The organism is Mycobacterium sp., assembly GCF_040398885.1.
In the GTDB taxonomy this organism is placed as follows: Bacteria; Actinomycetota; Actinomycetes; order Mycobacteriales; family Mycobacteriaceae; genus Mycobacterium.
This window is the reverse complement of record NZ_JBBATF010000018.1, coordinates 16,402-28,740: the sequence shown is the minus strand read 5'-3', so window position 1 is coordinate 28,740 and position 12,339 is coordinate 16,402. Positions and strand designations below refer to the sequence as shown.

The following is a 12,339-nucleotide window of genomic DNA, read 5'->3' as shown; positions in this document are numbered from 1 at the left end:
CGGCACCGGCTACGAAGAACATCCGTCGGCTGAGCATGGTCTCTCCCCACCTACCTGGTTGATGGTCAGCTGTTGCCGCCCGGAGGCACATTGGATCACGCCGGTCTTCGATTTGGGGGCGAGTCCACCCCGGCAACCTTCGGCTTTATCGGCCCCTCAGGAGGTGATCCTCGCTAAACTCTGCGATCCGGAAACCCGCTACTACCGGAGGTCGGAAATGACTGAACGCGCGCGCCGCGACTTTCTCACCGTCGCGGCCGTCGGCTTCGGGGCTCTCGCCGCGGCGGGGTGCTCCAGGACCAGCGCCCGACGGGTCCACGGCGAGCACACCGTCACCGAGGACACCGGGAACCTCACCCCGGATCAGGCGCTGGAAAAACTCAAGGCGGGCAACGCCCGGTTCGTGGCCATGAAAGAAGTCGAGCCGAACCTCAGCAGCGATCGCCTGTTGGCCGTCGCCCGGGGCCAGAAGCCGTTCGTCGGGGTTCTCGGGTGCGTTGATTCCCGGGTGCCGCCCGAACTGGTCTTCGATCGGGGGTTGGGCGACGTGTTCGATGCGCGCATCGCCGGTGCGATCGCCGATGACGCGGCGGTGGGCTCGCTGGAGTTCGGTGTCGACGAGTTCGGGGTTCCGCTGCTGGTGGTGCTCGGCCACTCGAAGTGCGGTGCGGTCACCGCCGCGGTGAAGGCGCTCAAGGCCGGCGAAGGCGGTTCGCCGGGCAAAATAGGGGCGATCGTCGACCCGATCACCCCGGTGGTCAAAGAGATGAAGGCCACGGGGGTCAGCGACGACCAACTCATCAACGCCGCGGGCAAGGAGGTGGTCCGCCGCGGTGAGGCGGCGCTGGTCGCCAGTCCGGTGCTCAAGGAGCGGCTCGACTCCGGTCGGCTGAAGGTCGTGGGCGCCTTCTACGACCTCGACACCGGCAAGGTCGAGTTCCTCTGAGGCGCCGGCGCCATCACCTTCTGATCAGGCTGCGCAGCCGGGTGAAGCTGTTGAAGGCGGTGGTGGCAAGGCGATCGGCGGCTGAACCGGCGGGCGGAAGCATACCGACCTGGCGCGCGAACGCCGCACCGTCGAAGTACACGGTGGTCTGGTCCATCCTGCCATCGGCCGACATTCGGATCACGTCGCAACCCTTGAAGACGATCCGTCGGCCGGTCGGCTGAAAACCAAGCCAGGGGGCACCGGTGAAGGTGCCCGTGCCGATCCACTCCACCGCAAGCTGACCTGCGCCGTCGTCGACGATATTGGTGATCTCCATCCGCCAGTCCGGCATCGCAGCGAACTGCGCCGTGAACCATGCCTTCAACTCGACCGGGCCTCGCGGGGCTTGCCCCGCCGCCAGGAAGTCGTCGCACCCGTTGTCAGTCCAGTACCTGGAGGGATCTGAGAGATCACGCTCGTCGAACAACTGCCGCCAAATCTCGCGAAGGCTCGCCGCGTTCGCGGTCTCCGTCGAACCGACATCCGCCATGCTCGGACCTTCCTCGCGAAGTCATAGAACTGGCCGGCGGCCCACTTTACGTCCTCGCCCGGCATCGCCGTCGGCAAATGTATGATCCAGTCGCCCGGCAAACATTTAAGTGTCAGAAGGCGGAGGCCCGGGATGGCTAGCTGGAATCGGCCCCGCACCTGGGGCAAATCCCTTGAGCAGCAACAGCGGGACCGCGAGCAGCGCTACCGCGACGCCCGTCGGGAGGCGGCCACCGAGTACCTGGCCGACATCGCAGACGATGGTTGCGAAGAAGACGACTCACCCCGTCGGGACTCCGACTTCCTTTGAAGCCCTGAGGTTTTGCCGGGTCGGAGGAGCGTTTGGGTGAATCGGTCAACGGCTATTCCTACCGTCATGACCGTCATCAATCACGAACTCATCGGCACCTCGGATCGGACCCGGATGTTCGCCCGCGTGATCGGGCCGTATCTGCTCATCTCGTCGCTGACCATCGCGGTCCGGGCACCGCAGATGCAGACCCTGCTGTCGGACTTCGCCGCCAGCCCCATCTGGGGATGGTTCGGCGGCGCGATCACCCTGCTGCTGGGTCTTGTCGTCGTCGCGATGCACCCGTACTGGACCGACGCTCCGGCGATCATCGTCTCGGCGCTGGGCTGGCTGCTGGTGCTGCGCGGCGTGCTGTTGCTGGCATTCCCGGCCGCACTCATGTCCGCGGCCAACGCCGTACTGGGCACGGGCGTCTCCTGGCGTATCGGGTACGTGGCACTGGCACTGCTCGGGCTGTACCTGACGGTCGTGGGGTGGCGGCCCCACCGCCGGGCCGGCTAAGGCGAGTCGCGGCCGTCCGCACGGCCGTCCTCAGTTCGCGGCTGCGATCGCGCGAACGGTGAGCTCGAATGGGCCCTGCTGCTTGTCGAGAATGTAGATCGCAACCTGGCTGATGCCCGAGGGATCCAAAGTCTGCGGCGCGCCGGGTGCGGGGTCGAGGCGCATGCCGACCGGCCGGAAGCCCTCGATGGGCAGTTCGTAGGTCCGCGAGACGGCGGCGTCGGTACGGAACCGCTGGATGTAGGACCACGCCTGCCCGGCAGTGCCGACCTTCAGGACGTAGGTCTTGCCGTCGCCCTGCGCCTGGATCCGAAACGACTTCGCGCCGGCCGCTTTTCGCCCGATTTCGCCGTCCACCGGACTGCGGGCCGAGGCAAATCCGCCATTGTTCTCCAGCGAGATCCAACCCGAGAACCTGAGGCCGCCATCGCCGAACTTGACCTCGGATGTGGACAGACCGCCCATCACGGGGTCGTTGAGCGTCGTCCAGGCGGCCACCGCGCCCGGGTCGTCGAGGTCGAGGAGAGCGGCGCCGGTTGTCACATCCGAGTTGGCGGTCCAGCCGGTGCTTAAGCAAGTAGAGACGGCAAACGCGAGAACGACGAAGCAGGAGGCGAGTCGGCACCTTCTCATCAGGTCAATGTATTCGACGACGATCGTGAGAGGGATCCCGGTCTGTGCGAATTCCGCGCCGGGCCGCCCGGTTACGCAGCCGGGTGCAACGAGTGTGTCGCCGCGCCGCGGAGCCCGGACCGGGCGTGGACCGCGGCCTGGCAGCGCGCGGCCAACTGGCTGCGCACGGCTTGGGGCAATTGCAGCGGTCGCACTTGGACGTGAACGATGGTCCTTGGCGCACGGACGATTCGTTTGATCGATGCCCACAAGCTTTCCTCGCCGAGGAACGCCGTCACGGTCGAGGGACTGCCATCGCGGTGGTGGTAGGTCAGGCGCAGCGGCTGCACCGGGCGGTCGGCGTCGATGGCGGCTTGGAACAGCGCCGGGCGGAACTGGCCGTTGTCGAGGCCGCAGTAGGTGGTGCCTTCGGGGAAGGCGACCACCGTGTGGCCCTCGCGCAGCCGCCCGACCACGGTGTCGACCACGGTGGGCAGTTGCCGAAGGTCGCGGCGTTCGATGGGGATGATGTTGGCCATCCGTGCGGCCAGTCCCACGACCGGCCAGTCGATGAGATCAGCGCGGGCGACGAAAGAGCCCGGCAGCACCGCGCCGACGGCGAAAACGTCGACCCACGAGACATGGTTGGCCACGACCAGCATGCCTCGCAGGTTGCGGATAGGGCCACCTGAGAGCGTGATTCGTATGCCGAGGCAACGCATCACCGCTCGGCAGTAAAGCTTCTTGGCATGAAGGTTGCCGGGTAGTGGTAACGCAAGCAGAGGCAGCGTGGTCAGGACGAGAGCGGTGACCGCGATCCGCCGGGTGGCGCGGATGGCCGCCAATGCCCGGTGCCCGCTTTGTCCCAGTCCCGAACGCACGCACTCTGCGGTGCACGACGTTCTCGGCAGCCACGCGTGATCGACCGCGGTCATCAGCGGTGACCGCCGTGTGCAGTGGTTGCCTCTCCGTCGGCGGCGGAGCGCAGCCGGCGCAGGTAGCGCAGGTCGGCCTGTCGTTTATCAAGGATCGTGGGGAAGTCACCCACCCCGAAGTCGGGATCGTGAGCGGGCTCGCCGCAGATCTGCGCGCCGAGTCGTAGGTAACCCCGCATAAGCGGCGGGACTGCCGGTCGTTCGGGAGGCTCGATACTGTCCAGATCGCGGCCGTCGAGGACCACCGGCCGGTAGGGGTGGACGGTGTAGCCGGCGCGGTGCCGGCCGAGGACGAGGTCGCGAATTCCCCTCAGCCGGCTGCCGGCCGGCCCTTCGCCGTGCGTGGGAACCGAGACGCAGCCGATCACATAGTCGTAGCCGCAGCGATCGAGGTAGGCGAGGATGCCGGCCCACATCATGAGGATCACCGACCCGTTACGGTGGTCGCTGCGTACGACTGCGCGACCCATTTCGACCATGGACGGCCTGATCGGGTCAAGGGCTCTGATGTCGAATTCCGTTGCTGTGTAGAGCCCTCCGGCGCAGATCGCGCCCGGCGGGGGCAGCATTCGATAGCAGCCGATCACCTCCCCGGAGTTGTCCTCGCGCACCAGGATGTGGTCGCAGTACTCGTCGAAGCGGTCCGCATCGACAGCCGTGTCGTTGTCGAGGGTGAATCCTGGTTCGGTGGAGAAGACCTCGTACCGAAGCCGTTGCGCGGCGTCGATCGAAGTGGGATCCGTGGTCAGCAGCAGCGTGTAGTGCGGGCCGGCGAGACGGCGGGTGTCGGTTTGGTCGGGGGCAATGAGTACGGAAGCGGTGCTCACGACCTGAACAGTCCCGCAGCCGGATAGCGAAACGCCTACCTGTGGGTGCTGTGTCGGTGTACGGATTGTGACGAATAGCTTACTGGCGCCGTAGTGTTCACCATCTGTTGGCTTTTTGCTCCGTTTCCCGAGCCCGATCGGCACACTTGCAGTCGGTATACAGACACCGTGCGATGCACCGTATTCGGCACCGGTTACCTCGGCGCCACCCACGCGGTCGGGATGGCGGAACTGGGCCATGATGTCGTCGGGGTCGATATCGACCCGGGAAAGGTCGCGAAACTCTCCGCGGGCGAGATTCCCTTCTACGAGCCGGATCTGGCGGAGATGCTCCAGGGACATCTGGCATCCGGCCGGCTACGGTTCACCACCGACTACGACCTGGCGGCCGAGTTCGCCGACGTCCACTTCCTCGGTGTCGGCACACCGCAGAAGAAGGGGGAGTACGGCGCGGATCTGCGTCATGTCCACGCGGTGATCGACGGACTCGCACCGCGGCTGACGCGGCCGTCGGTGATCGTCGGTAAGTCCACTGTCCCGGTGGGAACAGCGGCCGAACTGGCCCGCCGCGCGAGCGCCCTCGCGCCCAACGGTGTCGACGTCGAGATCGCCTGGAACCCCGAGTTCCTCCGGGAGGGCTTCGCCGTCCGCGACACCTTGCGCCCGGACCGCATCGTGGTCGGTGTGCAACCTGACTCGACACGGGCAGAGGCGGCGCTTCGGGGCCTGTACGCGCACCTGCTTGATGGCGGCGTGCCGTTCCTGTTGACCGATCTGCAGACCGCCGAACTGGTCAAGGTCTCCGCCAACGCCTTTCTCGCGACCAAGATCTCCTTCATCAACGCAGTTTCCGAGGTGTGCGAAGCCGCCGATGCCGACGTGCACCTCCTGGCCGACGCACTGGGTCACGATCCACGCATAGGCCGGCAATTCCTCAACGCGGGGCTGGGATTCGGCGGCGGCTGCCTGCCCAAGGACATCCGGGCTTTCATGGCCCGCGCCGGGGAACTCGGCGCCAATCAGGCGCTGACGTTCCTCCGCGAAGTCGACAGCATCAACATGCGCCGGCGGACGCGCATGGTGGAGTTGGCCACCACCGCGTGTGGCGGCTCCCTGCTTGGCGCCAACATCGCTGTGCTGGGGGCCGCATTCAAGCCGGAGTCCGACGATGTGCGCGACTCCCCAGCGCTCAACGTCGCGGGAATGCTTCAGCTCAACGGCGCCACCGTCAACGTGTACGACCCCAAAGCCATGGAGAATTCGCAACGACTCTTCCCGACCCTCACCTATGCCACTTCGGTTGCGGAAGCCTGTGATCGGGCCGACGCCGTCATGGTGCTCACCGAGTGGCGCGAGTTCGTCGATCTCGATCCGCGCGAACTCGCAGGCGCAGTCCGCGCCAGAGTCGTGGTCGACGGACGGAACTGCCTTGAGGTCCAACGCTGGACGGCGGCCGGGTGGACAGTCCACTCGCTCGGCCGACGAGGCACACGTACTCGCTGAACCGACAGCAACCCGCCTCCAGCCGTATCCCGCAAAGAAACCTCGCCGACACCCGCCGATGAGAATCTGGCAACCGTGCGAGTCGCAATCGTCGCGGAATCGTTCCTGCCCAACGTCAATGGAGTCTCCAACTCGGTACTGCGGGTGCTTGAGCATCTGCGCCGAACCGGCCATGAGGCGCTCGTCATCGCTCCGGACAACCCCCGCGGGGAACCACCCGCCGCGCGTGTGCACGACGGAGTGCGCATCCACCGCGTCCCATCCCGGATGGTCCCGAAAGTGACCTCGCTGCCTCTCGGGATCCCCCGGGCTCGGATGCTCACCGTGCTGAGGGGATTTGATCCCCATGTGGTGCACCTGGCCTCACCGGCGTTACTGGGCTACGGCGGTCTGCTCGCCGCCCGACGACTGGGCGTCCCGACGGTGGCCGTGTACCAGACCGACGTCGCCGGCTTCGCCGCCAGCTACGGCGCATCCCTGGCCGCCCGGCCGTTGTGGGCATGGACACGGCACCTGCATTCCAGGGCCGACCGGACCCTGGCTCCCTCAACATCGGCGATCGCTGATCTTCGGGCCCACGGCGTACCGCGGGTGCACCACTGGCCCCGCGGTGTGGACATCACCGGCTTCGCGCCCTCGCTGCGGGACGACCGGCTCCGGCGCACCTGGTCACCGGACGGCAAGCCGATCGTGGGATACGTCGGCAGGCTGGCTCCCGAGAAACACGTCGAACGACTCGCCGTCATCGCCCGGCGCGACGATCTGCGGCTCGTCATCGTCGGGGACGGGGTCGACCGGGACGAGCTGCGCGCCGCGCTGCCCTCGGCGATCTTCACCGGCGCCCTCTACGGCCGCCGACTCGCCACCGCGTACGCCAGCATGGATGTCTTCGTCCATCCCGGCGAACACGAGACCTTCTGCCAGACGGTCCAGGAGGCACTGGCCTCGGGAGTGCCGGCCATCGCTCCGGACGCCGGCGGACCGCGCGACCTCATCACACCGTTTCGCACCGGCCTGCTGCTTCCGGCGGACAAGTTCGAATCTCTGCTGGGTCAATCCGTTGACCGTCTGCTCGCCGAGCGTCTCCGCTACGCACAGGCGGCCCGCCGCAGCGTCCTCGGGCGAACTTGGCCGGCGATCTGCGACCGGCTGGTCGACCACTACGCCGAGGTGCAGGCAACGAGCGGGCGCGACAGAGCCGCGGAGGCTCATTGGCGTCGAGCGAGGGTGGGGTGACGCCGAGGCTCCGCAGTCAGCCGGTGGGCCGTGGTTCGACGCAGTTCAGGAAAAGTTCAACCCGGCGTCGGCCCGAACGGCGATCTCCGGCGATCGCGTCGAGTAGATTCTCGTTCCCGTGAACTACAGGCTGTGCCGGTACGAATCGGGGCAGGGCGAGAAGCTCAACCGCTTCGTCCTTCCGATCGCGAGCCGAACCTATGCGAAGTGGACTGATCCCGCCTCCGCGCGCGCATGGGCTCGGTCCGAGCACGGCGTGGAGGCATGGGACGCGCGCCTGGGGGATCCGTCCACTCATGTCCTTGTCTACGAACGACCAGATGAGTCGGTGGCGGCCTGCGCCTTCGTCCGGATAGCCGGTGAGACCGCGCACCTGGGCGGGCTTTACGTCGAGGACGTCGGGTGCGGCCTGGGCAGGATGCTGCGCGACGAGAGACTCCGGATCGGCCGCGAATCGGGGGCGCGCACTGCGCTGATGCTGGTCCGGCAGGCGAACGAACCAGCGCGCGCTCACGCCGAGAAAGCCGGTTTCGCACTGCTCTGCGAGGATCCCTGCACGCTCCTCTCGACCCTGCCGCGTCTGGTGTACGCGATGGCGCTCGACGCCCCGGTCCTGCTCCCCGCGTAAACCGCTGGTTCCGTTGATCCGGGGCTTGGCAGTGCGGCGCTGCGGCCGGCCTCGACGCCGAGGATCAGCGCAACTGAAGCGTGACCGAGTCGACCGTCCCATTGAACGGGAAAAGCCCCTCATAGGTGTCCGAGGCGGGCGTGCCGGTGTCGATGCCGACGTCCAGACCCTCGTCGGCGCTGAACCCCAGCGGGATGGTCGCCTCGATCCGGGTCCTGCCGACCTCTTTGCCGTTGACCGACAGACGCGCCAGCCCGCCTTTGCCCATACCGCCGCCGTCGTAGTCGAAGTCCAGGCGCACCGATGTCGGGCCGGCCGGAAGTGGTTCGGCGCCGGTGACCGTTGTGTATTTCGACCCGAAGTAGTTGTAGGTGAAGGTCGGCCGACCGCCCTTGACATACAGCGCCATCCCGCCGACGTATCCGCCCGCGGCCAACAGAACCCCCTCGGTGGCGGCGCCCTTCTTCGGCTCGAAATCCGCGGTGATCGAGTAGGACCGATTGAAGGCGGTGCGGATGATGTCCTCGGGCATCCGGACTTGGCCGGGACCCATGGTGATCGACGTGCGATCCCCCATGATGGTCGGACGGGCATCGACCGCGCGGGACGGGCCGCGGTCATCCAACGGAAACACGGAGTTCCGCTCGGCCTCTTCGTCGAACAACGCCTTGAGTTCGGCCAGCTTCCGCGGCTGTCGGGCGGCGAGGTCCTCAGCCTGGCTGAAGTCTCGGTTCAGATCGTAAAGCTCCCACCTGTCGTCGGAGAACTCGGGCAGTTTCCCCGGCTTCCAATAAATCTTGCCGTGGTAGGTGCAGGCGAACCACCCCTCGTGGTAGACGCCCCGCACACCCATGATCTCGAAATACTGTGTGGTCCTGCGGTCTTGAGCCTTCTGATCGTCGAAGGTGTAGGCCATGCTGACCCCATCGAGGGGCCGCTGCTCGACCCCGTTGACGACCTCCGGCGCCGGCAGGCCGGCGGCTTCGAGCAGGGTCGGCGCGATGTCGATCACATGGTGGAACTGCGAACGTAACCCGCCCCGATCGGCAACGCGGGCAGGCCAGGTGATGATCAGCGGGTTGCGGGTGCCGCCGAAGTGACTGGCATATTGCTTGGTGAACTGAAACGGGGTGCACAGCGCCGACGCGAAACCCACCGGGTAGTCGTTGTTGGCCTTGGGTCCGCCGATCTCGCTGAGTCTGGACATGACGACGGAGGGGTCCTCCTGTGCGCCATTGGTATAGACCATCTGGTTGAACACCCCGTTGACGCCACCGGCGGCAGAAGCCCCGTTGTCGCCGATGACATAGACGAACATCGTGTTGTCCCACTGGCCCATTCCCTTGAGCGCGTCGACGATCCGCCCGATCTCATGGTCGGTGTGCGCCAGGAACCCGGCGTAGACCTCCATCAACCGCGAGGCGATCTTCTTGTGGTCGGCGTCGAGGGTGTCCCAGGCCGGAATCGTCTCCTGACGCGGTGTCAGCCTGGCGTCGGCGGGGATGACGCCGAGGGTCTTCTGCCGCTGGAAGATCTCGTCGCGCAGCGCATCCCAGCCCTGGTCGAACTTCCCGGCGAATCGCGCTATCCAGGACTCGGGTGGCTGGTGCGGTGCGTGGGTGGCTCCGGGGGCCCAGTAGACGAAGAACGGCCTGTCCGGTGAGAGGCTTCGTTGGTGGGTGACCCACTCGATCATCCTGTCGGCCAGATCCGTTGTCAGGTGGTAGTTCTCGGTCTCAGCGGGTTCGATCGGCGTCGTGCCGTGATAGAGGGCCGGCATGAACTGATTCGTCTCACCACCCATGAAGCCGTAGAATTCCTCGAAACCCAGACCGGTCGGCCACCGGTCGAACGGGCCCGACGAACTGACCTCCCACACCGGTGTGTTGTGCCACTTCCCGAAACAGGCTGTGCTGTATCCGTTTTGCCGAAGCGTCTCGGCGACGGTCGCGCAGGACTTGGGGATTATGCTGTTGTAGCCCTCGAATCCGGTGGCCCACTCGGTGATGGCCCCGGAGTTGACGACGTGGTGATTGCGGCCGGTCAGCAACGCTCCCCGGGTGGGCGAACAGAGGGCAGTGGTGTGGAACCGGTTGTAGCGCAACCCCTCCCCCGCCAGTGCGTCGGCCACGGGGGTGGGCACCGGGCCGCCGAAGGTCGCCGTTGCGCCGAAGCCGACATCGTCGATCAGCACGACGACGATATTCGGGGCCCCTGCCGGCGGCCGGATCGGGGTAATGGTCGGCATCTCCGAATCGGCGATCGTACGCCCGACGTGGCCCCCGGTGGGAGTGTCCGGGAGCGGGAGGTGCGAGCGGTCCCAAGCCGCCGGCGGCTCATTTCCCTTGCCGCAACTCGACGCGAACAACGACATGGCCGCGGCACCGCCGACCGTGGCCATGCCGCCCAGCAGGGTGCGGCGGGAGAACCGGGCGGGGCTGGCCGGGTTGTCGCAAGTCCCGGTCGAATCGGTCACGAGAACCTGCCTCCTGTCGAGAGCAGAGATCGCTGCTGCTCTATCTTCACCGGCCCTACTCGGGGCGTCAACGCAGCGTCGACGGGCATCGGCTACTGCGGCCGCGCCACGAGACCGGCGGGGCGGACTAGGCCTGGTCTGTCGTCGAACTTGCGTAATCCCACGACACCGTTCTGGCGGGTGTCATGCGGATGTAGGCGGCACCGGGTCTGGGCGCGGTGGGCCACTCGGACTCCGGCACGCCCCGTGTCCGGGCGCCTTCCCTGGCGAGCTGTAGTGCCTCGCTTCGCTCGCGGACGATGCGGGCGTGACCCTGGAACATCACTCCCCGGATGTCCGCCATGCTTGAGCCGTCTTCGAGCAGGACACTGACGTTCGGGTTGCGTTCGACGTTGGCGACTTTGCGTGTCCCGTCTCGCACACCCATGACGATGTCGCTGCCGAGGCGGAAGTATCCGAGGGGCACCGAGTGCGGGAATCCGTCCATGTCGATGGTGGTCAGTATCGCCCAGCCCGGGCGGCTGTCCAGATAGGCCTCGATTTGTTCCGGACTGAGTTTCCCTGGCATTGCGAGAGGTTAGCCGACGCGGGTCAATGCCTTCGACGCCGCACCAGGGGGGTCGCGCGAATGGCCTCGAGTGCAAGTCGCGGGGAGTCACTCTTACGCATGACCGTCAGATCGTCCGCGAGCGTTCCGCTGTCGGAGAGGAAGCGGGCCAGCACCCCGGGCGGCACCCGCTCGAACAGCCGGTAGAAGGTGTCCGGGGCGCGATCGGGGCAACTACGCAGATACGAGAGGAAGATGGCGTCGAGCGCTGTGGTGCGCGGGCTCCGCGCGGCGGGTGGCTCGGCGAGTCCACCGGCACGCAGCGCGGCGACCACGCGCGGGGCGAACTCGCGGACGAAGCGCTGCACAGCCAGGAATGCATATCCGCTCGACGGCTTCACGTGTCCACCCGCGGTGCCGATGCGAACGACGCGCGGACTCGGCCAGGCGTCGAACGGCTTCGTCGTCATCGGGATCACCCCGCTCTCATGCGAGATCGTCTGGAACACCGCCCCGGGATGTCGCTGCGACAGCCAACTTCCGATGGCCCCCTCGTACACGGCGTCCGGCAGTAGCCGGCCGGTGAAGAACGTGCTCTCGACGAGCGCCGTATGAGGATCCAGCGGCAGCACGTAGACGAAGTGGATGCCGTCCGCCTGCGAGACATCGAAGTCCATGAGGGTCGCGGTGTCGACCTCGAAGACCGGCTCCGTGCTGCGGACGATCCGGCCACGGAAGTGCTGCAGCAGGTGGACGTCTCTTCCGTCGTCGGTTGCGCGCGTCAGCGACGGCGGCCGCGAGTCCATCGCGAGACGTGCGCGCAGCACTCCCCCACCGGTGTGGACGTCGACGTGGGCACCACGCGTGTGGAGGTTCTCGACAGACACGCCGAGCATGATCTCGACGCGCCGGCCCGCGGCGGCGAGGCGCTCGAGCGCGAGGTCGTAGAAGCGCTCGCCGGGAATCCTGCAATAAGCGACTCCCGGCGCGGACCGGGTCACCTCGTGGCCGCCGTTGCGGACGCGCCACCGGCTCCAGCGATGGGTGATCGCGGGCTCGAAGGCGTGTGGCACGAGATCGAAGAAACACCAGGTTCGATCCGCGCCGCTCAACGTTTCGCGTGGATCGACGAGCACGAGGCGGGCGCTGTCCGGCAGTCCGGCGTCGAGCAGTGCCACCGCGAGCGAGAGACCGGACAGCCCGGCGCCGGCGATGAGCACATCTGCGTCGAGCACAGGGCTCGCGGCAGGCTCAGTCACGCGAATCTCCTGACGGTGGGCGTCGCAT

Annotated in this window: 13 protein-coding genes; 6 read left to right on the top strand and 7 right to left on the bottom strand. The window is 66.9% G+C overall.

Going from position 1 to position 12,339, the window contains the following annotated elements:
• Nucleotides 1–217 precede the first annotated feature (217 nt).
• Nucleotides 218–946: a carbonic anhydrase gene (locus ADBZ5U_RS03440; protein ID WP_526262382.1), complete on the top strand. Its 729-nt coding sequence runs from the start codon at nt 218–220 to the stop codon at nt 944–946.
• Between the two features lie 13 nt (nt 947–959).
• On the opposite strand, the gene ADBZ5U_RS03435 is transcribed toward ADBZ5U_RS03440, so the two are convergent.
• A complete protein-coding gene (locus ADBZ5U_RS03435) occupies nt 960–1,478 on the bottom strand; it encodes an ester cyclase (RefSeq protein WP_526262380.1) in 519 nt (172 codons plus the stop codon).
• 132 nt (nt 1,479–1,610) lie between these two features.
• Between ADBZ5U_RS03435 and ADBZ5U_RS03430 the strand changes: the two genes are divergently transcribed.
• Nucleotides 1,611–1,787 carry a hypothetical protein gene (locus ADBZ5U_RS03430; RefSeq protein WP_526262378.1) on the top strand — a complete coding sequence of 59 codons (177 nt, stop codon included), beginning with the start codon at nt 1,611–1,613 and terminating at the stop codon, nt 1,785–1,787.
• Nucleotides 1,788–1,853: 66 nt separating this feature from the next.
• Complete coding sequence (locus tag ADBZ5U_RS03425; RefSeq protein ID WP_526262376.1) at nt 1,854–2,288, top strand: hypothetical protein; 435 nt, start codon at nt 1,854–1,856, stop codon at nt 2,286–2,288.
• A 30-nt stretch (nt 2,289–2,318) separates the two neighbouring features.
• On the opposite strand, the gene ADBZ5U_RS03420 is transcribed toward ADBZ5U_RS03425, so the two are convergent.
• The 3 genes from ADBZ5U_RS03420 to ADBZ5U_RS03410 form a co-directional block, all read right to left on the bottom strand.
• Nucleotides 2,319–2,831: a CIA30 family protein gene (locus tag ADBZ5U_RS03420; RefSeq protein WP_526262374.1), complete on the bottom strand. Its 513-nt coding sequence runs from the start codon at nt 2,829–2,831 to the stop codon at nt 2,319–2,321.
• A 161-nt stretch (nt 2,832–2,992) separates the two neighbouring features.
• Nucleotides 2,993–3,835, bottom strand: a complete 843-nt coding sequence (locus tag ADBZ5U_RS03415) for a lysophospholipid acyltransferase family protein (RefSeq protein ID WP_526262372.1) — start codon at nt 3,833–3,835, stop codon at nt 2,993–2,995.
• Complete coding sequence (locus ADBZ5U_RS03410) at nt 3,835–4,662, bottom strand: GNAT family N-acyltransferase (RefSeq protein ID WP_526262370.1); 828 nt, start codon at nt 4,660–4,662, stop codon at nt 3,835–3,837. Before ADBZ5U_RS03410 ends, ADBZ5U_RS03415 begins: the two co-directional genes overlap by 1 nt.
• A gap of 168 nt (nt 4,663–4,830) precedes the next feature.
• Here ADBZ5U_RS03410 and ADBZ5U_RS03405 point away from each other — a divergent pair, with 168 nt between their 5' ends.
• The 3 genes from ADBZ5U_RS03405 (at nt 4,831) to ADBZ5U_RS03395 (ending at nt 8,029) form a co-directional block, all read left to right on the top strand.
• A complete protein-coding gene (locus tag ADBZ5U_RS03405; RefSeq protein ID WP_526262368.1) occupies nt 4,831–6,165 on the top strand; it encodes a UDP-glucose dehydrogenase family protein in 1,335 nt (444 codons plus the stop codon).
• A gap of 75 nt (nt 6,166–6,240) precedes the next feature.
• Nucleotides 6,241–7,401, top strand: a complete 1,161-nt coding sequence (locus tag ADBZ5U_RS03400) for a glycosyltransferase family 4 protein (RefSeq protein ID WP_526262366.1) — start codon at nt 6,241–6,243, stop codon at nt 7,399–7,401.
• A gap of 118 nt (nt 7,402–7,519) precedes the next feature.
• Nucleotides 7,520–8,029 carry a GNAT family N-acetyltransferase gene (locus ADBZ5U_RS03395; protein WP_526262364.1) on the top strand — a complete coding sequence of 170 codons (510 nt, stop codon included), beginning with the start codon at nt 7,520–7,522 and terminating at the stop codon, nt 8,027–8,029.
• A 64-nt stretch (nt 8,030–8,093) separates the two neighbouring features.
• Here ADBZ5U_RS03395 and ADBZ5U_RS03390 read toward each other — a convergent pair whose 3' ends face one another.
• From ADBZ5U_RS03390 to ADBZ5U_RS03380, 3 genes are all read right to left on the bottom strand, one after another.
• Nucleotides 8,094–10,505, bottom strand: coding sequence for an arylsulfatase (locus tag ADBZ5U_RS03390; RefSeq protein WP_526262362.1), 2,412 nt, complete (start codon nt 10,503–10,505; stop codon nt 8,094–8,096).
• A gap of 127 nt (nt 10,506–10,632) precedes the next feature.
• The gene (locus ADBZ5U_RS03385; protein WP_526262360.1) at nt 10,633–11,073 is read right to left on the bottom strand and encodes a pyridoxamine 5'-phosphate oxidase family protein; all 441 of its coding nucleotides are present in this window, start codon (nt 11,071–11,073) and stop codon (nt 10,633–10,635) included.
• A 23-nt stretch (nt 11,074–11,096) separates the two neighbouring features.
• Nucleotides 11,097–12,311, bottom strand: a complete 1,215-nt coding sequence (locus ADBZ5U_RS03380) for a lycopene cyclase family protein (RefSeq protein ID WP_526262358.1) — start codon at nt 12,309–12,311, stop codon at nt 11,097–11,099.
• Nucleotides 12,312–12,339: the final 28 nt, after the last annotated feature.